Origin of the sequence: Streptococcus sp. LYSM12 (assembly GCF_004569635.1) — a bacterium.
Lineage (GTDB): Bacteria > Bacillota > Bacilli > Lactobacillales > Streptococcaceae > Streptococcus.
The window spans coordinates 12,482-34,551 of record NZ_SPOZ01000023.1 but is presented as its reverse complement, the minus strand read 5'-3'; the positions used below and the strand labels follow the sequence as shown (position 1 = coordinate 34,551).

The 22,070-nt window shown below is 42.0% G+C and carries 17 protein-coding genes and 1 other RNA gene; 14 read left to right on the top strand and 4 right to left on the bottom strand.

What is annotated here, in order from left to right; all coding sequences use genetic code 11:
* Window positions 1-123 precede the first annotated feature (123 nt).
* The 3 genes from rsmG to recU all read right to left on the bottom strand — a co-directional run bounded on the left by rsmG (window position 124) and on the right by recU (window position 3,827).
* On the bottom strand, window positions 124-837 hold the full coding sequence (rsmG, locus tag E4T79_RS08300) for a 16S rRNA (guanine(527)-N(7))-methyltransferase RsmG (RefSeq protein WP_135029385.1): 714 nt from the start codon (window positions 835-837) through the stop codon (window positions 124-126).
* Window positions 838-1,042: 205 nt separating this feature from the next.
* The gene (gene pbp1a, locus E4T79_RS08295) at window positions 1,043-3,202 is read right to left on the bottom strand and encodes a penicillin-binding protein PBP1A (protein WP_135029400.1); all 2,160 of its coding nucleotides are present in this window, start codon (window positions 3,200-3,202) and stop codon (window positions 1,043-1,045) included.
* A 4-nt stretch (window positions 3,203-3,206) separates the two neighbouring features.
* The gene (recU, locus tag E4T79_RS08290) at window positions 3,207-3,827 is read right to left on the bottom strand and encodes a Holliday junction resolvase RecU (RefSeq protein ID WP_135029383.1); all 621 of its coding nucleotides are present in this window, start codon (window positions 3,825-3,827) and stop codon (window positions 3,207-3,209) included.
* A gap of 71 nt (window positions 3,828-3,898) precedes the next feature.
* Here recU and E4T79_RS08285 point away from each other — a divergent pair, with 71 nt between their 5' ends.
* From E4T79_RS08285 to E4T79_RS08260, 6 genes are all read left to right on the top strand, one after another.
* Window positions 3,899-4,432, top strand: coding sequence for a DUF1273 domain-containing protein (locus E4T79_RS08285; RefSeq protein ID WP_167752658.1), 534 nt, complete (start codon window positions 3,899-3,901; stop codon window positions 4,430-4,432).
* Between the two features lie 73 nt (window positions 4,433-4,505).
* Window positions 4,506-4,838: a cell division regulator GpsB gene (gpsB, locus tag E4T79_RS08280; RefSeq protein WP_135029379.1), complete on the top strand. Its 333-nt coding sequence runs from the start codon at window positions 4,506-4,508 to the stop codon at window positions 4,836-4,838.
* Between the two features lie 17 nt (window positions 4,839-4,855).
* An RNA gene (gene rnpB, locus E4T79_RS08275) (RNase P RNA component class B) lies at window positions 4,856-5,225 on the top strand.
* Between the two features lie 51 nt (window positions 5,226-5,276).
* Window positions 5,277-6,449, top strand: coding sequence for a class I SAM-dependent RNA methyltransferase (locus E4T79_RS08270; RefSeq protein WP_135029377.1), 1,173 nt, complete (start codon window positions 5,277-5,279; stop codon window positions 6,447-6,449).
* Window positions 6,443-7,789: a cell division site-positioning protein MapZ family protein gene (locus E4T79_RS08265; RefSeq protein ID WP_135029375.1), complete on the top strand. Its 1,347-nt coding sequence runs from the start codon at window positions 6,443-6,445 to the stop codon at window positions 7,787-7,789. The genes E4T79_RS08270 and E4T79_RS08265 overlap by 7 nt, the downstream gene beginning before the upstream one ends.
* Before the next feature lie 443 nt (window positions 7,790-8,232).
* Entirely contained in the window at window positions 8,233-8,643 is a 411-nt protein-coding gene (locus E4T79_RS08260; RefSeq protein ID WP_135029374.1) for a hypothetical protein, read from the top strand.
* Window positions 8,644-8,759: 116 nt separating this feature from the next.
* On the opposite strand, the gene E4T79_RS08255 is transcribed toward E4T79_RS08260, so the two are convergent.
* Window positions 8,760-9,242, bottom strand: a complete 483-nt coding sequence (locus E4T79_RS08255) for an S-ribosylhomocysteine lyase (protein WP_135029372.1) — start codon at window positions 9,240-9,242, stop codon at window positions 8,760-8,762.
* 601 nt (window positions 9,243-9,843) lie between these two features.
* Between E4T79_RS08255 and E4T79_RS08250 the strand changes: the two genes are divergently transcribed.
* The 8 genes from E4T79_RS08250 (at window position 9,844) to pknB (ending at window position 22,025) form a co-directional block, all read left to right on the top strand.
* Window positions 9,844-11,457: a ribonuclease Y gene (locus tag E4T79_RS08250; RefSeq protein ID WP_135029370.1), complete on the top strand. Its 1,614-nt coding sequence runs from the start codon at window positions 9,844-9,846 to the stop codon at window positions 11,455-11,457.
* 606 nt (window positions 11,458-12,063) lie between these two features.
* Entirely contained in the window at window positions 12,064-12,684 is a 621-nt protein-coding gene (gene gmk / locus E4T79_RS08245) for a guanylate kinase (protein ID WP_135029368.1), read from the top strand.
* Window positions 12,685-12,702: 18 nt separating this feature from the next.
* A complete protein-coding gene (gene rpoZ / locus E4T79_RS08240) occupies window positions 12,703-13,017 on the top strand; it encodes a DNA-directed RNA polymerase subunit omega (protein WP_135029366.1) in 315 nt (104 codons plus the stop codon).
* 82 nt (window positions 13,018-13,099) lie between these two features.
* Complete coding sequence (locus E4T79_RS08235) at window positions 13,100-15,478, top strand: primosomal protein N' (RefSeq protein WP_135029364.1); 2,379 nt, start codon at window positions 13,100-13,102, stop codon at window positions 15,476-15,478.
* Between the two features lie 1,582 nt (window positions 15,479-17,060).
* Window positions 17,061-17,996 carry a methionyl-tRNA formyltransferase gene (gene fmt / locus E4T79_RS08230; protein ID WP_135029362.1) on the top strand — a complete coding sequence of 312 codons (936 nt, stop codon included), beginning with the start codon at window positions 17,061-17,063 and terminating at the stop codon, window positions 17,994-17,996.
* A complete protein-coding gene (rsmB, locus tag E4T79_RS08225) occupies window positions 17,986-19,296 on the top strand; it encodes a 16S rRNA (cytosine(967)-C(5))-methyltransferase RsmB (RefSeq protein ID WP_135029360.1) in 1,311 nt (436 codons plus the stop codon). The genes fmt and rsmB overlap by 11 nt, the downstream gene beginning before the upstream one ends.
* Window positions 19,297-19,314: 18 nt before the next feature.
* Window positions 19,315-20,055, top strand: coding sequence for a Stp1/IreP family PP2C-type Ser/Thr phosphatase (locus E4T79_RS08220; protein ID WP_135029351.1), 741 nt, complete (start codon window positions 19,315-19,317; stop codon window positions 20,053-20,055).
* Window positions 20,052-22,025: a Stk1 family PASTA domain-containing Ser/Thr kinase gene (gene pknB / locus E4T79_RS08215; RefSeq protein ID WP_135029349.1), complete on the top strand. Its 1,974-nt coding sequence runs from the start codon at window positions 20,052-20,054 to the stop codon at window positions 22,023-22,025. Before E4T79_RS08220 ends, pknB begins: the two co-directional genes overlap by 4 nt.
* Window positions 22,026-22,070 lie beyond the last annotated feature (45 nt).

Sequence of the window (22,070 nt, the reverse complement as noted above, 5' to 3'; positions counted from 1 at the left end):
ACGTTCGCTTTCTCTTGAAAACTAGTTTTTGATTTTACAAAAATTCGCTATTTTTAAAATTAGTTAAGTATAAGGAGTAAGTAACTTAACTCAAAAAAGGAAATGAGTACTCATCTCCTTTTTTTATAATGGTCGTTTGTTGGGCATACCTGCTTTTCGTGGATATTTGTTTGGCGTTTCTTTTTTCTTCTCGATAATGGTTAAGGTTCGTGGATCTCCATTTGGGAGGAGGTAGTCCATCGTTTCGATAACTTTAGCAAAGAGAAGTGTCAAAGCATTTTTTGCTTGGATTAGTTCATCTTCGGCGTTTGAGGCCTTGAGGGCAATTAGTTTTCCATTTATCTTGAGAAAAGGAATGGTCAATTCAGCTAGAATTTGCATGCGAGCCACTGCTCGGGCCATTACGATATCGAATTTGGCTCGGAAATTCTTATTTTGGGCATAATCTTCAGCCCGTCCGTGATAGAAGTGGACGTTAGATAAGTCTAATTCTTGAGCCAATGTAGTCAGAAACTGAATCCGTTTGTTGAGTGAGTCAATGATGGTAACGTCTAGTTCGGGGAAGAGAATTTTTATAGGTAAGCTCGGAAATCCAGCCCCTGCACCGATATCGAGAAGGAAAAGGGGTTCATTGGTGAGATAGCCTTGCAGGATAGGGGCAAGCGAATCATAGAAATGCTTGAGGTATACCCCCTCCTCATCCACGATAGCCGTTAGGTTAATTTTTTCATTCCATTCAATCAAGCGGGAAAAATATAGGGCGAATTGCTCTTTTTGTTTGTCTGTTAAAGGATAGCCTTGTGCTTCTAAGGCAGTGTAAAATTGTTCTGGTTTCATAGTTCTATCTTATCATAAATGTGGGGGAAAAAAACAGTCCAGTGGACTGTTTTTTCACACAGGTTAGAGGACTGTTTTTTCACACAGGTTAGAGGACTGTTTTTTCACATAGGTTAGAGGACTGTTTTTTCACACAGGTTAGAGGAGTGTTTTTTTACGAGTCCAGTATAACAAGTAAGTAGGATAGTGCGGACTGTGCCGGTTTTTATTGTGAAGAACTTGGCGCTGGATTGGAGGGTACAGGCTGCTCTTGTGTCGTGCTAGCTGGAGTACCTGTTTGGGGCTGTTCTATTGGTTGATCAGTTGTTGGATCAGTTGCGCCTGGGCTTGTAGAACTTGCAGTTGAAGAGCTCGATGATGGAGTGGAGCTACTTGGAGCAGTGTTAGTGCTTGGAATGTAGGTGTATTGAGGATAACTTCCATCCAAATATAGATAGGCTCCGTACTGGTTTACTCCGCTAGGAATTTCCCAATCGCTTGCACTATCAATAGGATTGAGGTAGGTCATCATACTGCGATACACGTCTGTTGCGATAGGAATACCACTGTCTAACACAGGGGTTTGTCGATTGGTATATCCTGTCCAAACAGCCATGGCATAGCGTGTTGTGTAGCCAACGAAATTTTCATCAGGAACAACGAGTGAGCTGTAATTCGCTGCTTCATTATTGGCTAGAATAGTTTCCATTTCTGCTTCTGTATAATTGGCAGTACCTGTCTTACCTGCTTGAGGTAGGCCTGGAATGACTGCATTCAGACCATTTCCATAGGTCAAGACACTCTTCATCATATCGGTCATCATATAAGCCGTTTCAGGTGTCATGACACGGCTGCCTTCAGGAGCAAACTCTTTTGTACTACCATCGCTGAAAACAACCTTATTGACATATTGTGGTTTGTAGTAGGTGCCACCATTAGCAAAGGAGGCATAGGCTGCTGCCATTTTCTCACTACTTGCGCCGTACTTGGAGTTAGGATCTGTTGTGTTACTTGAAATCGAGTTTGAATAGAGTAGTCCTGGATAAAAGATACCTAGACTGTTTAAAAATTTATTGGCCTTATCTAAGCCAACGGCTTCTAATGTCTTAACGGCAGGCACATTTCGTGAATACTGAATGGCTGCTTTTAAGGTCATGGAACCGTAATAGTTTCGATCCCAGTTATAAACAGGTGTGTTAGAAGCAGGATAGTTATAGGGCGCATCAACGATGGTATCAGCTGTCGATTTATAGATACCATATTCAAGAGCAGGAGCATAATCGGTAATAGGCTTCATGGTAGATCCGAAGTCTCGGTTGGTCTCAACAGCCTGGTTTGTACCGAAAGAAACATTGGTTGCTTGATTTCTAGACCCGAGCTGGGCAATGACATGTCCATTTGAAACATCGACAATCGTAGAGGCAACTTGGAAGTCCTCATCAGGGTAGTTGACATAGGTATCAGAGTTATAAATATCCCATAGCTGTTTTTGGGCAGCAACGTCAACATTTGTGTAAACATCAATTCCCGTAGTGAGTAGATTATAATCGGTTTTTATTTCAACCTCTTCAATTACTTCTTTGAGGTAGTTATCCATGTAGGGTGGGTAAGCAGACGTATTTGAAAGAGGTTGTAAACCATCTACGATATCTGTTAAAACAGCACTTTCATACTGTTCTTGGGAGATATATTTTTGCTCTAGCATTTGCTGCAATACGAGATCTCTACGATATTTGGCAGCTTCTGGCTGGGTGTAAGGATCGTATTGATTGGGTGCTTGGGGCATACCTGCTAGGAGTGCCAGTTGTGGGAGGGTGAGGTCTTTTAACTCTTTTCCATAGTAGGCTTTAGCAGCGGTCTTCATTCCGTAATTTCCATTTGCCATAAAGACCTTGTTGATATAGTAGGTCAAAATTTCTTGCTTGGTGTTGCGACGTTCTAGTTGAAGTGCCAACCATGCTTCCTGAATTTTCCGCTTAAGAGTTTGGTCATGGGTTGATGTTGAGAAGTAGGTCAACTTGATAAATTGCTGGTCCAGAGTAGAACCACCTTGAAGATGTCCGCCTTTTAAATTATTGATAAACGAACCTGCAATCCGAATCACATCGATTCCACGATGGTTGAAAAAGCGTTGGTCTTCGATAGCAACAATCGCATTGACTAAATCTTTTGGAATCTCAGATGTTTTGGCATTCGAGCGTTTTTCTGACCCCAAATCGGCAATCAGATTATTGTCCTTATCGTAAATTTTACTGGAAACTGTAGCAGTCAATGCTTCTTCAGTTAATGTTGGAGCAGATTTGACATAGTAAATCACTAGTGACAAGACTGCGATAAATACACAGATGAAGCTAGTCAGAGCGATGTTGGCAAAAATGACCCACATTTTTTTAAGGTTTGGGTTTTTCAAGAGTATCACCACCTAATAAATTTTTTTCAACAATCTCTAAGTAAGGTAGACAAGGATAGCCTCCCATCTCGATTTTAAAGCCATGTTTACGAATGTAGTTCATCGGCATGGACTTCTTTCCGTTTTCGACTTTGTAAAAATCAATCAGAGCAGAAGCAGGAAGTAGATAGGTTTCTTTCAGTGTTGAAAAGTGAAGGAGTACAAAACAAATTCCTCTTTGCTCTAGGACTCGGTTCATGTGTTCAATCTGATGCGGGTGAAAATTTTTCATTGGCATCGACGTTTTTTGCCGTGTTTCCTTGGCTTCAAAGTCAATATAGTAACCTTGATAGACCCCGGAATAGTCGGTTGTAGATGCCTGTCTAAAGTAAGCCTCAACAATCTTGGCTCGGCTCCTTTGGGGATAATCTACTTTTACGATCTGTACAGGGGTCGGTTTTTTATGAATAACAGCATGACCATGGGCTAGATAGTAGTTGTTGCTATCGTTAATAGCGGCTTCAAAGGACATGCCACGATTGGCAAAGTCCACCTGCCGAGGAGAAGAATGTGAATTGGTTCTATTGTTTTTTTTTCTAACCTGATGAGGATAATTGACCATAGAACTCCTTCTTGATAAAATAAAATCATTATATTATACCACAAGATAAGAAAAGAGTTCAAGTAATGCACATTGATCGGATACTGATTACAGGCTATCGCCACACTGATTTGGGAATTTTTTCAGACAAGGATCCTCGATTGACCATCATCAAAAAAGCCATTCGGATGGATCTGATTCACTTCTTAGAAGAGGGAGTGGAGTGGTTTATTCTGACGGGCAATTTAGGCTTTGAATACTGGTGCTTAGAGGTGCTTCGAGACCTGCGACAAGAGGGGTATGAGTTCCACATAGCGACGCTCTTTTTATTTGAAAATCATGGGGAAAATTGGAACGAGGTCAATCAGATAAAATTAGCTCATTTTAAGTCGGTTGATTTTGTAAAAATGATCTATCCTCGCTATGAAAATCCGCAACAATTTCGACTCTATAATCAGTTCTTATTAGACAATACAGATGGTGCTTATCTTTTCTATGATCCCGAAAATGAAACAAAATTGAAATATCTTTATCACCTGATATTAAAAAAAGAAGAGTATACTAGAAAAACGCTTACTTTTGAGCGCTTGAATGAGATAGTTGAAAATTTTGAAGAAATTGAATGATATGACTTGATTTTTCCTTATATTTTTTCATATAATAGATACAATGACGTTCTAAAAGATAGAGGTGTAGCAAATGGCAAGTATTAAATTTACGACAAAAGATATTTTTGAACAAGACTTTAAGATCAGTTTTCGAGGCTATGATCCAGATGAGGTGAATGATTTTTTAGATGAAATCATGAAAGACTACGATGCCTACGAAGCGATTATCAAAGAATTGAAAGGTGAGATTGCTCGCTTGAAAGCACAGATGGCAAATGCTCCACGTGCAGCTGTAGCGAGTATGGAAGATACTGAAACATTGAGAACCGAGCGGGTTTCTTCGGCGACGAACTTTGATATTCTGCGCCGTTTAAATCGTTTAGAAAAGGAAGTTTTTGGCAAACAAATTGCTCAAGAAGATTAGTGTGTGGAATGTTTGCAATTTTTGGATAATCGCATGGTAGTAATCTACCATGAGGAAAGTCCATGCTAGCACCGGCTGTGATGCCGGTAGTGTTTGTGCTAGGCGAAGCAATAAGCCTAGGGACGTAGCGATACGTTACGGCGATTGAAACAGCTAAGTCAGAAGATATGCTCAAGTAAATCTGAAAAGTGCCACAGTGACGGAGTTTTTATGGAAACATAAAAAGTGGAACGCGGTAAACCCCTCAAGCTAGCAACCCAAATTTTGGTCGGGGCATGGGAAGGTCGGAAGCAGAACGAATTTTCCTGACTGCGTAAAAGCAGTAGACAGATGATTATCGAAGGTGGTAGTGCCTAGTACCACTGGAACAAAACATGGCTTATAGAAAATTGCATATATAGGTAGGCTAGCTTTGCTAGCTTTTATTATCGGAGAATCATGAAGAAAACATTTACATTTATTGCAACGGCTGCGGCTGGACTAGAGGCAGTGGTCGGTCGTGAAGTTCGTGAGTTAGGATATGACTGTCAAGTGGAGAATGGTCGCGTTCGCTTTGAGGGTGATGTCGAGACGATGATTAAAACCAATCTTTGGCTTAGATCGGCTGATAGAATTAAAATTGTGATTGGTAGCTTTAAAGCTAAGACGTTTGAAGAACTGTTTCAAGGTGTCTTTGCTTTGGATTGGGAACATTACCTGCCCTTGGGCTGTAAATTTCCGATTTCAAAAGCCAAGTGTGTTAAGTCAACCTTGCACAATGAACCGAGTGTGCAAGCCATTTCTAAAAAAGCAGTTGTTAAGAAATTGCAGCAGCATTTTTCACGTCCAGAAGGAGTTCCCTTGCAGGAAGTGGGAGCAGAATTCAAAATTGAAGTATCGATTTTAAAGGATGTAGCAACGGTTCTAATCGATACGACAGGATCCAGTCTCTTTAAACGAAGTTACCGTGTTGAAAAAGGCGGTGCACCGATTAAGGAGAATATGGCAGCAGCTATTTTGCAGTTGTCTAACTGGTATCCTGATAAGCCACTGGTTGATCCAACTTGTGGTTCGGGAACGTTTTGTATTGAAGCTGCGATGATGGCACGCAATATGGCTCCTGGTTTGCAGCGTTCCTTTGCCTTTGAGGAGTGGAATTGGGTCGATAATGCCTTGGTAGAGCAAGAAAGACAAGCAGCTCGCAGTGCGATTCGGACGGAGATGCACTTAGATATTTCTGGTTTTGATATTGACGGTCGCATGATTGAGATTGCTAAGAAAAATGCACGTGAAGCAGGGGTGTCTGAGGATATTACCTTTAAGCAAATGCGCCTGCAGGATTTTTACACGAGTAAAATCAATGGTGTCATCATTTCAAATCCGCCTTACGGGGAGCGTTTACTTGATGATACGGCGATTGTGACTCTCTATCGTGAAATGGGGGAAACATTTGCGCCTTTAGCAACTTGGTCTAAGTTCATTTTGACCAGTGATGAGCAATTTGAACAGCGCTATGGCAGGCAAGCAGATAAAAAACGGAAATTATACAACGGGACATTAAAGGTTGACCTTTATCAATTTTTTGGACAGCGTGTCAAGCGAGCGGTGAAAGAGCAGGAAGAAACATGGTAAAGAATACAGAAAAGAATAATGGTCTCCCAAGTGATGGAGAAAAAATTTTAGATTTTGAAGATGCGAAAAATATGACGGTAGGTCAAGCCGTCCGCAAGCATGAGGAAATCAAAGCAGGTGTGACAGAAGAAGATGGTCTGTTAGATCGCTATATCAAGCAACATAGAGCTGAGATTGAATTGGAAAAATATGAAACGCAGATGGAGCTGCCAGTTTTGACAGATGAGGAGGTAGTCAAGGCAGAAGAGGCGAATGAAGAGGGTGAACACTCTCTTGATGCGGCACTTGAAGAACAAGTGGAAACCCTAAAACTTCATAATGAAGAGGTGTTGCTTGATTCTGAACCGGAACCATTTAATCCTCTTGAAAAAGAGGAAAAAAACTCTCGTCAGCCACTGGTCATTTGGGCAGTATTAGCTTTCCTTTTTATCACAGCCCTTTCCTTAGCTTTTGTGTGGATGAAGCAATCGGAAACAGTTGAGGAAACACATGTTTCTTCAAGTTCGACCAGCCAAAGTAGCAGCTCAAGTAAGGAAGATACGACTGTTACAGCCTTTAATGATTTATATACCACTTTCTTCGTGGATAAGGAACAGAGTAAACTGAAGAATAGTGTCTTTGGACAACTGCCAGAATTGAAGAAGATTTTGGATCAGATGGACAAGAAAACAGCCGCTTATCAAACGGCTAAGAAGAAGTATGATCGTCTTGAAGCAGCCATTAAAGCCGTTCAAGCCCTAAATAGTCAGTTCGATAAACCGATTATTGTTGATGGTGATTTGGATACAACTGCAACGGTTAAAGCTGGAGAGAACTTAACTCCAGCAACTACAGGTATCGCAGCCGTTGATACTAAAATTACAGCAGCGATTAATCTCGGTCGTTCACAGCAGACAGCTACTAGCTTAGATTCATCTGCAAATGCAGCAGCTTCGTCTTCTAATGTAGAAGTCCCTGCAAGTGTAGAGCCAACAGTCCCTGCTGTTCAGACAGATGGCGGTGATGTTGGTACAGTTCCTCTGTATGGAATCGCAGTTCCGGCAGGTGTCACTCTACAACGTCACCTCAGCCGTGTACCGTATGACCAAGCCAAGATTGATGATGTTAACAACCCAGCATGGACCTTTAATCCAGGTATCTTAGAGACGATTATTGCCGTTTCTCAAGAGCGGGGATACGTGTCTGGCTATAACTACATTTTGGAACGGGTCAACATCATCAATGGAAATGGTTATTATAACCTCTTCCGTCCAGACGGAACCTATCTCTTTTCATTGAATGCCAAAACAGGCTATTTCGTTGGAAATGGTGCGGGATATGCGGATGATTTGGATTACTGATGTTCATTACAGATACCGTAGTCCATAAAAATAAAAAACGACCAAGGATGGATTTCTGTCCCTGGTCGTTTTCTAATTGAGGTTATCAAGTAACAGGAGATTGTAATACTCGTCAAAAATCAAAATCAGACGTCGTTAACTCGCTTTGCTGAGTAAAAAGCACCAGAGGAGGTTTTTAGCCTGTTCCCTTAAAACAAGAAAGAACAGAGTTCTACCTGCGGTTTCATTGCCTCGTTAGAGTTTCATTTTTATAGAGTATAAATACTCGTCAAAAATAGCCCCTCCACAATTGAGAGTGGTGAATGGGGCTTAGAAACTGTTCTTTTTTAAAAGCTCTAACTTTACTATTAACACAAAAATTTTACAAAAATAGACTTGTGTTTTTCAATTCTGTGATACAGTGGTAGTCACGAAGAAAAAAGTGTACCAGTAGTTCCGTTGTTATGCTAGCAGTTGGAGCTACGCTTTCCTTATTAGAAAAACTGACAGCAACAGAAGTTTCTGGTGAACCAGCTATCAAAGCAGATAGTGAGAATCGGACGATTCGTGCCTTGGTTAAACAGTATCAGTCAGGCGAAGAGTCCTATCTTCGGGAGCATTCTCAAAAGCTTTCTCCTGAAGAACCAATTAGTGAGTGGAATGGTGGTTTCTTTCCTAGTGACAGGGAAGCAAAAGAACCCTTTACTGTTACAACATGGAACGAGGAGGGGACAGAAATCGTTTCAGAATTAGGAGATGCAGCAACCGTCGGAGAGGTTATCGAAGCGATATCGTCATTTCGTTTATATTTTTATTCCTTCGTTCACTCGTCTTGCTCTACTCCAGTACTAGCTGCGACTCGTTGCCTAGACTAAAAATAAACGAAACGGCTATAACAGCTTCCAAGGTGGCAGATTAAGATTGTGCAAACAAACAATTTACCATAGCAAGGTAAAAAGCTCTGGGTTTTCCAGGGCTTTTTGGGCGAGTATTAGACTGGGCGGCGTTCAAAGGGGTCGTCTGAAATGCCTTGAGATAGGATGAGCTTCGCCCATTCTTTGGCAGAAAAGAGGCTGTGATCCTTGTAGTTGCCACAGGATTCAATGGTGGTTCCAGGTACATCTTCCCAAGTCGTGACCTCTGCGATTTCCTCCAAGCAAGCTTTGATGATGTGGGCGATGTCGGTTGTGGAATGCTGGCCCCACATAATCATGTGAAAACCTGTCCGGCAACCAAATGGTGAGCAGTCAATTAAACCATTCATACGTTTTCTGATGAGAAGAGCTAGTAAATGCTCAATGGTATGGAGACCGGCAGTAGGAATGGCATCTTCATTGGGTTGAACCAAGCGGATATCGTAGTTTGAAATCACATCTCCCTTGGGCCCGAATTCTTCTGAAATCATACGAATATAGGGTGCCTTGACAATGGTGTGGTCTAGCTCGAAACTTTCAACAAGTACTTCTTTGGTCATAAAAATCCTCCTTTAGTTAAAACGATTATAGCATATTTTGCTGGGACAAACATAGGAAATATGATGAGAATGATGTTCATATCTAGTGACCGCTCTCCTATCGGTACCGTTCATGATTTTCTTGTCAGTAGATGTACTAACTCGAAAGAAAAATCTTTTTCATACTGATCACTTGATTTGACAAATGGATAGCACTTTTTTATGGCAAACGCATGGGGAAAGATTCGTTTTCAAAAAGCAATGTTTTACAGGGAAGATTGCTTTGTAAGAAGAAAAATAGATGATATCGTCATTTCGTTTATATTTTTATTCCTTCGTTCACTCGTCTTGCTGTACTCCAGTACTAGCTGCGACTCCTTGCCTAGTACTAAAAATAAATGAAACGGCTATAATGGTATTGAAAACGGGAGATTAGCCCTGTTAAATGACAAGTTTTGTGAAAATATGTTGTAAAAATGCATGTAATCAGAAAATGGTTTCAGGCATTTTCTTTATGACTAGGGTGTTGGATTTTTTACTTTGACATTGTGAAATGATTGAAAATATGGTAGAATGAAAGAGGATTTTTTGAATCTAAAATAAATAAAAAAGAGGTGGAAAAATGACAACAATGTCTATAGGTGTTGCCTTTATTTCCGTTCTCATTGGTTTAGTTATTGGTTATCTAGCGATTTCTTTAAAAATGAAAGCTGCAAAAGAAGCTGCAGAACTGACACTTTTAAACGCTGAACAAGAAGCAAGTAATATTCGTGGAAAAGCAGAGCGAGAAGCAGACCATATTATGGTTGTTGCAGAACGTGACCACCAGACCTTGAAAAAAGAATTGCTTTTAGAAGCGAAAGAAGACGCTCGAAAATATCGTGAAGAAATTGCGGAAGAATTTAAGTCAGAGCGACAAGAATTGAAACAAACAGAAGCGCGCTTGACAGAACGTGCAAGTAGCTTGGACCGTAAAGACGATAATTTAACAAATAAAGAAAAAGCTCTGGAGCAAAAGGAGCAATCCCTTACAGATAAGTCTAAACACATTGAAGAGCGTGAAGAAGAAGTTGCAAAATTAGAAGAGCAAAAGGCTCTTGAATTGGAACGAGTAGCTTCGCTTACTCAAGAAGAAGCACGTGATTTGATTTTACGTGACACACGAGATAAGATGGCGCATGAAATTGCGACACGTATCAAAGAAGCAGAGCGGGAAATCAAGGAACGAGCAGATAAGACAGCAAAAGATTTGCTGGCTCAAGCCATGCAACGGATTTCAGGTGAGTATGTAGCAGAGCAGACCATTACATCTGTACATCTTCCAGATGATACCATGAAAGGTCGGATTATAGGACGGGAAGGGCGTAATATTCGCACTTTTGAGAGTTTGACTGGAATTGATGTCATCATTGATGATACGCCAGAAGTGGTTGTCTTATCTGGATTTGATCCGATACGCCGAGAAATCGCGCGCATGACGATGGAAGCCCTATTGCAGGACGGTCGTATTCATCCTGCTCGTATCGAAGAGTTGGTTGAAAAATACCGCGTGGAAATGGATAATCGCATTCGGGAATATGGTGAGGCAGCTGCCTATGAAATCGGAGCGCCAAACCTGCATCCAGATTTGATTAAGACCATGGGACGTTTGCATTTTCGTACATCTTATGGTCAAAATGTGCTTCGCCATTCAATTGAAGTGGCGAAGTTGGCTGGTGTACTTGCAGCAGAACTCGGTGAAAATGTTGCGATGGCTCGCCGTGCAGGTTTCTTGCATGATATTGGAAAAGCCATTGACCGTGAGGTAGATGGTAGCCATGTTGAGATTGGAACCGAGTTGGCTCGGAAATACAAGGAGCATCCAGTGGTGGTTAATGCCATTGCTAGTCACCATGGTGATGTAGAGGCGACAAGCACTATTGCGGTGATTGTGGCAGCGGCCGATGCTCTCAGTGCAGCTCGTCCAGGTTCCCGTCGTGAATCTATGGAAGCCTATATTAAACGTCTCCAAGATTTGGAAGAAATTGCGAATAGCTTTGATGGTATCAAGCAAGCCTATGCAATTCAAGCAGGTCGTGAGGTTCGTATCATCGTACATCCAAATATTGTCGATGATGATAACATTACTATTTTAGCCCACGATATCCGTGAGAAGATTGAACATAATCTTGACTATCCAGGAAATATCAAGGTGACCGTTATTCGTGAAACGCGGGCAACAGAGATTGCTAAATAAGAATGTAAAAAGATTAGTTCGTAGGAGCTAATCTTTTTGGCTTCATCAAAGATATTGAAATAAGGCTCCAGTAATGTTTGTGGAAAGATAGGATAGCTGACTTATCCTAGCATGTGATATAGTCATTTCGTTTATTTTTAGTACTAGGCAACCAGTCGCAGGTAGTACTGGAGTACAGCAAGACGAGTGAACGAAGTAATAAAAAATAGAAACGAAATGACTATAGCACTTGGTTCACTTGCTTTGCCCTACTCTCGTACAGCTTGTAGCTCGTTGCCTAGTACGAAAAGCAAACTAAAAGTCTATATATTACAGGCGGTAAACATCAACATCTGACTGGTTTTTATAATTGAAAATTGTGATAGGTTTGGGATACGGTTAAAAAAGTTCTCCTCTTCTAAACCGAAGATAGAACTGACGTTCAGTAAGATGAGAAAGAAATAAAAGAAGGTGATGAGTGACGAGTGTTACCGAAAAGACACTCAAAAAAGGTAAATGGTAATGCTTGCCAAGTATTACAATTTTTATTGGAGAAGATAATGAAAATCAGTTGAAAAAGGCTTGTTTTTTTGATACACTAAAGAGAAAGATTGTGAAGGAGATATAATGGCAGATCGTGGTTTGTTAATCGTTTTTTCAGGACCCTCTGGGGTCGGTAAAGGAACGGTTAGACGTGAGATTTTTGAAAGCTCAGAAAATAAATTTCAGTATTCTGTTTCGATGACAACTCGTCCTCAGCGTTCAGGTGAGGTAGACGGAGTAGATTATTTTTTTAGGACTCGTGAGGAGTTTGAAGAGTTGATTCGTCAAGGACAAATGCTAGAATACGCAGAGTATGTAGGAAATTACTACGGTACACCATTGACTTATGTGAATGAAACGCTTGATAAGGGCGTTGATGTCTTTCTTGAAATTGAAGTTCAAGGGGCTTTACAGGTAAAAAAGAAAGTGCCCGATGCAGTCTTTATCTTTTTGACACCGCCTGATTTGGATGAACTGCAAGAGCGTCTCGTTGGACGAGGCACAGATAGCGCAGAAATTATTGCGCAACGGATTGAAAAGGCAAGAGAAGAGATTGCTCTCATGCGTGAATACGATTATGCGATTGTTAATGATGAAGTGCCTTTAGCGGCCGAGCGAGTGAAACGGGTTATTGAGGCAGAGCATTTCCGCGTTGACCGTGTCATTGGTCATTATCAAGATATGCTAAAAGAGATAAAAAATTAGAAATTAGGTAAAAGAGATATGATGTTAAAACCGTCTATTGATACGTTATTGGACAAGGTGCCTTCAAAATATTCATTGGTCATCTTAGAAGCAAAGCGTGCGCATGAATTGGAAGCAGGAGCAAAGGCAACTCAAGAGTTTACTTCTGTCAAATCTACCTTGCGTGCCTTGGAAGAAATCGAATCTGGCCATGTTGTGATTCATCCAGATCCAGAAGCGAAACGTGAAGCGGTTCGTCGTCGCGCAGAAGAAGAACGTCTTCGTCAAGAAGAGGAAGAACGTAAGATTAAAGCGCAGATTGCCAAAGAAAAAGAAGACGGCGATAAGATTTAAGAGGCAAGGCTCAGTTGGCATTCCAACTGGGTTTATTTTGATTTTTGAGTCGTTGAAACGATAGTAATAGAAAGGAGTAAGGATGTTTGCAGAGATTATTGTTGATGTCCCCTTGATGCAGACTGACCGTCCCTACACCTATCATATTCCAGAAGAATTTGAAACCATGTTACAGGTAGGAATGCGAGTCCATGTCCCTTTTGGAAATGGGAATAGGCTTATTCAAGGAATTGTGGTTGGTTTTTCTGAAACCTCTGAGACTGAAACGAAAGATATTGTAGAGGTACTGGATTTTTCACCTGTTTTAAATGTGGAGCAATTATGGTTGGCAGATGAGTTGCGAAAGACGGTCTTTGCTTATAAGATATCCCTCTTAAAAGCGATGTTACCTAATTTGCTCAATTCTTCTTATGACAAGGTACTTTCACAAGGAGTAGGCTTGTCGGTTGCGGATAAGCGAGCGATTTTTGGCAGTCAGGAGAGGGTGCATTTCTCAGATTTGGATCTTATGCAGCAGGCACGTGTCATGCGTCTAGCCCAGGCCGGAAAAATTGTGGTAGACTATGTAGCCAAGGATAAGAAGCAGATTAAGACCGAGAAATGGTATAGAGTACATCAGGAACAGTTGCAGGAGATTGAGATTAGTAACCGTGCTAAAAAACGGCAGGCTTTAAAAGAAACCTTGTTACAGCAAGCAGGGTCAGCACTTCTGGCGAACCTACGTCAAGATTTTTCGGCAGAAAACATTCGTTATTTTCAAGAACAGGGCGCCATTGAGGTGTGGGAAGAAGAAGTCAACCGTGCACAGATTTATTTTGACCATGTGAAAGAAGCTGAACCGTTACAGCTTAATAGCGAGCAGGCAACAGCAGTCCGAGAAATTGTTTCAGAAATCGGTCATACGAGTAGAACCTATCTCTTGGAAGGGGTGACAGGGAGCGGGAAGACGGAGGTCTATTTGCAAGTCATTGACCATGTCGTGAAGCAAGGGAAAACAGCCATTATGCTAGTGCCTGAAATTTCCTTGACCCCACAGATGACGAATCGCTTTATCGCCCGTTTTGGTCAGAAAGTAGCGATCCTGCACTCGGGCTTGTCAGATGGAGAAAAGTACGATGAGTGGCGCAAAATTGAGCGCGGTGCTGCTCAGGTGGTTGTAGGGGCTCGTTCAGCGATTTTTGCCCCCTTGACCAATATCGGAGCTATTATCATTGATGAAGAACATGAGGCGACATATAAGCAAGACTCTAATCCACGCTACCATGCGCGTGACGTGGCCACACTACGGGCGGAGTATAATCAAGCGGTCTTGGTATTGGGGTCAGCGACTCCGAGTTTGGAAAGTCGGGCGCGGGCTAGCAAGGGTCTGTACGGCTTTTTGAAACTAACCCAACGTGCTAATCCTCAGGCTCAGATTCCGTCTGTAGAAATTGTCGATTTTAGGGATTACATTGGTCAGCTGGAAGCAAGTACGCTTACCCCTGTTTTACTAGAGAAAATCAAGGAAAAACGAGCGAAAAATGAGCAGGTGGTCTTGCTACTCAATCGTCGTGGTTATTCATCTTTTATGATGTGTCGGGACTGTGGTGCGGTGGATGAGTGCCCGAATTGCGATATTTCTCTGACTCTTCACATGGATACCAAGACGATGAACTGTCATTATTGTGGTTTTCAAAAGGATATTCCGCGTTTTTGCCCGAATTGTCATAGTCAGGCCATTCGCTATTACGGAACAGGTACTCAAAAGGCCTATGATGAGTTAATGGCATTATTGCCGGAAACTCGCATCCTGCGTATGGATGTCGATACAACACGGAAAAAAGGCAGTCATGAGAAAATCTTGACAGCTTTTGGGCGCGGTGAAGCAGATATCCTCCTTGGCACGCAGATGATTGCCAAGGGGTTGGATTTTCCAAATGTGACCCTGGTCGGAGTTTTAAATGCAGATACAGCTTTGAATTTACCGGATTTTCGTTCTGCAGAACGTACCTTTCAGCTCCTTACTCAGGTGGCAGGCCGGGCAGGTCGAGCCGATAAGGCAGGGGAGGTTGTGATTCAGACTTATAATCCCACTCACTATGCCATTTCCTTTGCCAAGGAGCAGGACTACGAGGGCTTTTATCAGTATGAAATGGGGATGCGTAGGTTTTGGGGCTACCCACCCTACTACTATACAGTTGGTGTGACCTTGTCACATAAGTCAGAAGAGGTTGTTGTCAAAAAAGCGTTTGAGGTTATGAAAATGTTACGGGATCATCTGAGCGATCAGATTCAGCTCCTCGGACCAACTCCCAAACCGATTGCGCGGACGCATAACCTCTATCACTACCAGATGATTGTAAAATATCGTAAGGAGCCACAGTTATCCCAAGTTTTAAATCGTGTGCTAGATTGGACTCAGAAAAGAGAGCATCAAGACCTGCGTGTCGCTATTGACCATGAACCACAAAATATGATGTGAGGTGGGGATAAAGTACCCAACCTCTTTTTTTATGGTCTGTCGCTGTTGATTTATTAGGTTATTACCCCTCCTGCCTAACTCCAGTTATGCCTGTAACTCGTTGCCTAGTGCTAAATCAAAACAGAAAGATACTATCCGGAAGTTTAACCACTTGATACAGATTGATAAGGATACTCTATCAAAATCAACCCCTGATTAGCTTTCACAATTCAGAATTGTGAAAGGTTGGGGATAGAGTGGGGAAAGAGCGCGACAGGTAGAAAAGGCATTCGTTTTTTCCTCACTTCTTACAGTCTAGGTTCGGGCTGAAATGGTTTGGGAATAGGTCGTTTCACTCCCCACCTTTGCATAGTTTCAACAGTCACTACTCTGACTGTTGGAGGTTGGAACTGAAGCGAACTCGTTCGCATCAGTTGTAGAGGTCAGACTTGGAGTGTAACATACGAACAAATCTGCTAACCAACTAACTACTGAACTGAGATATTGATATCAACTCTGAGATGTGGAGAGGGAGTTTTCTCTTAGTTCCAAAGGCATAGCCTATCTTTGGAGATGTGGCTACTTGAGCCTAACAACTAGAAAGCGAAGTCATTGATTGCAAGACAACACATGCTTAAAGAAAATAGAGAAGGAAAAGCAGCCGAAGATAGGACATTGTTCTTTCGTACTTTAAGGGAATAGGCTGAAAACCTCCACTGGAGCTTTTCACTCGGCAAATTTCCTACTTTTACCGTAGCTGTTGCAAATTTTATTTGCTCCAAAGATATGCGATACCTTTGGAGGTGTGGCTACTTGAGCTTAACAACTAGAAAGTGAAGTCATTGATTGTAGACCCACCAACTCGATTATTTAGCGGTAGCTAGCTGGCTCCTCCCTGCATTTTATTTGTGACGAGCCTAGCTATCCTCGCAGGGGTCTCACAACGAACTTGCAAGCAACTTCTGTTCGGCCGCCTACTTTTACCGTAGCTGTTGCAGGCTGTGCCTGCTTTACAGATATGGATGCCCTAGGGGTACGAAGCCGTTGCAAATTTTATTTGCTCCAAAGATATGCGATACCTTTGGAGGTGTGGCTACTTGAGCTTAACAACTAGAAAGTGAAGTCATTGATTGCAGACTAACCAACTCGATTATTTAGCGGTAGCTAGCTGGCTCCTCCCTGCATTTTATTTGTGACGAGCCTAGCTATCCTCGCAGGGGTCTCACAACGAACTTGCAAGCAACTTCTGTTCGGCCGCCTATTTTTCATTCGCTTTTTAACCGCCCTTGTATCTTGTGTAATTGAACACGCCCTAAACTCTGTGCGAAAAAGATAAATTTTCCTAGAAACTAATGTTTCTTCGGCAAATTTCCTATTTTCGCTTTGAGTTCTTTACGGGCTTTGTATCTTGACGTAATTGAACTCGGGCTAAAAGCTCGGAAAAAAGATAAATACTCCTAGAAGCAGAAGCTTCTTCGTCGTATTTCCTATTTTTCATTCGCTTTTTAACCGCCCTTGTATCTTGACAGAGAAATGGGGTAAAAAATGGTATAATAGAGTAGATTATAACTTTGAAAGAAATGAGCAGTTAAGGAGTATGCGTATGATAAAATTGATTTTTATGGGAACACCTGATTTTTCAGCGACAGTTTTAAAGGGGTTACTAGAAGATACTCGGTACGAAATTTTAGCAGTCGTAACCCAACCAGATCGCGCGGTCGGTAGAAAAAAAGAAATCCGAATGACGCCGGTCAAAAAAGAGGCTTTATTGTATGATTTGCCAGTATATCAACCAGAAAAATTATCTGGAAGTAGAGAATTGGAAGAATTGATACAGCTCGGCGCTGACGGGATTATTACGGCAGCCTTTGGACAATTTTTGCCAACAAAACTTTTAGATAGTGTATCTTTTGCAGTTAATGTCCATGCTTCGCTCTTACCTAAATACCGCGGTGGGGCGCCGATTCACTATGCCCTTATAAATGGGGAGTCTGAAACCGGTGTAACCCTCATGGAAATGGTCAAGGAGATGGATGCAGGCGATATGATTGCAAAACGTGCTATTTCGATTACTGATGAGGACAATGTGGGAACCTTGTTCGAGAAATTAGCAGTTGAGGGGCGTGATTTATTGCTGGAACACCTACCAACTTATGTGGCTGGCGACTTAAGGCCAGAAGTTCAAGATCCGAGCCAAGTAAGTTTTTCACCCAATATTAGTCCTGAGGAAGAGCGTCTCGATTGGAGCAAAACCAATCGTCAGATTTTCAATCACATTCGAGGGATGTATCCTTGGCCGGTGGCGCATACTCTGTTACATGGTGAACGTTTTAAGATTTACGAAGCTAGTTTAGCGGAAGGTTCTGGGAGACCAGGTGAAATCATTGCTCTTGGTAAGAAAGAATTGCGCATTGCAACGGGTGAGGGAGCGATTACTTTAAAAACGGTTCAGCCAGCAGGTAAGCCTAAAATGGAAATTACGGATTTCTTAAATGGCTTTGGTCGTAAATTAGCAGTAGGAGATCGCTTTGGTGAATAAAAAAAAGACAGCGCGTAGTCTTGCTTTAATGGTTTTAGGTCAGATTTTTGAGGAGGGAGCCTATTCTAATCTTGCTCTCCATCAAGCTTTAAAGGCTTCTTCTTTATCAGAAAAAGATAAGGGGCTCGTGACCGAGTTGGTCTATGGCACAGTGATGCGGAAAATCACACTTGAGTGGTATCTGGCACATGTGATTGAAGATCGAAATAAACTGGATTCGTGGGTCTATCACTTGCTCATGCTTAGTCTTTATCAGATTCTATATTTGGATAAAATTCCCAACCATGCTATTGTTAACGAAGCGGTGGAATTAGCCAAGAAAGGTCGTGGGGTAGACAAATTTGTTAATGCAATTTTAAGAAAATTGATAGATAACGAAAGGCCAGATATCACCACGATTAAACGGAAAAATAAACGTTTCTCTGTTCAATATTCTTTGCCTGTATGGTTAGTGAAAAAGTTGATAGATGAATATGGAGAGGAGCGGGCGATTAAGATTTTTGAGAGTTTGCTTATTCGCAATAAAGCGAGTGTTCGTGTGGTCAATTCTCAGAATGTGGAAGTTTTAAAAGAGGAAATGCAGGCAGAATTATCTCTCTTGTCAGATGTTGGCTTGGTCAAGCCAAGTGGTCATTTTGCAGGGACTAATGCCTTTATAGAGGGCCGTATTACCATTCAGGATGAAAGCAGCCAGCTTGTTGCACCAACGCTAAATCTTCAAGGAGATGAGGTAGTACTGGATGCCTGTGCAGCTCCGGGTGGAAAGACGGCTCATATTGCCAGTTATTTGACGACAGGAACTGTCATAGCTCTTGACTTGTATGAGCATAAGTTAGCCTTGATTGAGCAGAACGCTGACCGTATTGGTGTAGCAGACAAAGTCGTTACTAAAAAGCTAGATGCGCGAAAGGTTTTTCAAGATTTTGGAGCAGATGTCTTTGATAAGATTTTGGTAGATGCACCTTGCTCAGGGATCGGCCTTTTGCGCCGTAAGCCAGACATCAAGTACAGCAAGGAAGCAGCGGATTTTGAAACGCTGCAGCAAATACAACTAGAGATACTGGACAATGTTTGTCAAAGTCTTAAAAAAGGTGGTATAATAACCTATAGCACCTGTACAATCGTTGCAGAAGAAAATTATCAAGTGGTGGAGGCTTTCCTAGCTAAGCATCCTAATTTTACACAAGTAAGACTAGAACATAAAAGAAAAGATATTCTGCAAGATGGCTGTATCCTCATCACCCCAGAACTATATGGCAGTGACGGTTTCTTTATCAGCCAATTTCAGCGAATATCATAAGAGGAGGAAATGATCCAAATGGAAATTTCATTACTAACAGACGTAGGTCAGAAACGGACGAACAATCAAGATTATGTCAATCGCTATACAAACCGAGCAGGCATTGATTTGATCGTTTTAGCAGACGGTATGGGTGGTCATCGGGCAGGACATATTGCGAGTGAAATGGCAGCTACAGACTTGGGTATTTCATGGGTAGATACGCAAATTCATACCTTAAATGATGTCCGTGAATGGTTTGCCGTTATCCTGGAGCAAGAAAATCAGAAGATTCATGAATTGGGACAGACAGAAGAGTACCGAGGTATGGGGACAACCTTAGAGGCTGTTGTCATCATTGATCATCAAATGATCTATGCTCATATTGGAGATTCACGAATTGGTCTGGTACGCAATGGGGAATACAGTCAGCTGACCAACGACCATTCCTTGGTAGGAGCCTTGGTTCGAGCAGGACAACTAACGGAAGAGGAAGCGCAACGCCACCCACAGAAGAATTTCATCACCCAATCTATTGGTCAGCAACATCCTGTTGAAGCAGATATTGCCTTAAAAACGCTGGAATCAGGTGACTACATTCTAGTCAATAGTGATGGCTTGACCAATATGGTTTCTAACGAAGATATTAGAGATATTATCCTCAGTGACGTATCTTTAAATAGTAAGACAGAAAGTCTCATTCGCTTTGCCAATAATGCTGGTGGTACAGATAATATCACTGTAGCCCTTATCCACATTATCGAGGAGGATAGGCAATGATTCAGATTGGAAAAATCTTTGCTGATCGCTACCGGATTGTTCGTCAAATTGGACGTGGTGGAATGGCGGATGTTTATCTAGCAAAAGATTTGATTTTGGACGGTGAAGAAGTTGCTGTCAAGGTCCTTCGAACCAACTATCAAACAGATCAGATAGCTGTGCAACGTTTTCAGCGAGAAGCTAGAGCCATGGCAGATTTGGATCATCCGAATATTGTGCGTATTTCAGATATTGGTGAAGAAGACGGGCAACAATATTTGGCGATGGAATATGTCAATGGTCTTGATTTAAAACGCTATATCAAAGAGAATGCGCCCCTCTCAAATGATGAAGCGGTGCGGATTATGGGACAAATCCTGCTAGCGATGAGAATGGCTCATACCCGTGGTATTGTCCACCGTGATTTGAAACCGCAGAATGTCTTATTGACCAAAGACGGGACAGCCAAGGTAACAGATTTTGGGATTGCAGTAGCCTTTGCAGAAACCAGCTTAACTCAGACCAATTCGATGTTAGGCTCGGTTCATTATTTATCACCTGAACAGGCTCGTGGATCAAAAGCTACGGTTCAAAGTGATATTTATGCGATGGGAATTATCCTATTTGAAATGTTGACAGGACGGATTCCCTATGACGGAGATAGTGCTGTAACGATTGCGCTTCAGCATTTTCAGAAAGCCTTACCTTCTGTAAGGGAAGAAAATCCTAGCGTGCCACAGGCGCTTGAAAATGTTGTTTTAAAAGCAACAGCAAAAAAACTCACAGACCGCTATAAGACAGTTGCCGAGATGTATACGGATATTGCCTCTTCGCTGTCAAATAATCGTCTGAACGAAAAGAAGATTGTCTTAGAAAATGGAAAAGTAGACACTAAGACCCTACCAAAACTATCGACCATTGCAACAGAGCAGAGACCGCCTGCGACTAAACTTCCGAAAGTGTCAACCCCTACCCAACATCCAGATCGTCCGATAGCCCCTCCGTCAAAGAACAAGCGAAAAATGAGGACGCGTTACAAGGTATTGTTTGGGGCAATTTTATTGATTATTGCTGCTGTTACTACTCTTTTACTGAATACTCCTGCGACCATTAAGGTTCCAGATGTCAGTGGTCAGACCTTAGATGTTGCTCGGGAAATGCTAGAAACCGCAGGTTTAAAGGTCGGAAAAGTAAGGGAAGAGCCGTCTTCGGAGGTTGAAGAAGGAAAGGTCATTCGTACAAATCCAGCAGCCGGTACCTCTAAGCGTGAGGGACGTACGGTTGATATCGTTGTGGCGACCACGGATGCAGTGATGGTACCGGATGTAGTGGGAAAGGACTTTGACGAGGCTAGGATTGAACTAGAAGCAGCAGGTTTTGTCGTCAAAGATACGCAGGAACACAGCGATAGCGTGGAGGTAAATAAGGTCATCTCGACAGACCCGAAAGCCAATTCTTCTAAGACCAAGGGGAGTACGATTACAGTGACGGTGTCTAGAGGAGCTGAACGAAATCAGGTTCCCAATGTCACAGGTAAGAGCCTAGAGACAGCCATGCAAGAATTAAAAGCAGCAGGTTTGGTAGTTGGAACAACAACTGAAGAATACGATACACATCAAAAAGGGTTGATTATTCGTACAGAACCAGGTTCTGGAGAGTTACTTGCGAAAGGTTCAGCTGTGAATCTTGTCGTCTCAAAAGGTCCAGCGCCAGTTATGCCAGATTTTGGCATCTTAAAAACAAGTTATGCAGATGCTCGTAGGCAGTTACAAAATTTAGGAATCAATGTAACGGTTGAAAAAATTGAGGACTCTAGCTATCCTGTCGGTGGAGATTTAGTAGTGGGACAATATCCTGCTGCTGGTACCGCTATTGGAGAAAGTGTTACTCTCTATGTATCTGTAGCAGTTCCTGCGTCGTCAACGGCAAGTAGTAGCCTTGATGGAGGGAGTTCTGGCAGTAGCTCTACTACTAGAAGCTCAGGTAATTAGATAGGAAATGCAAGAAATCCGAGCTGGTATCACAAGATGACGAAT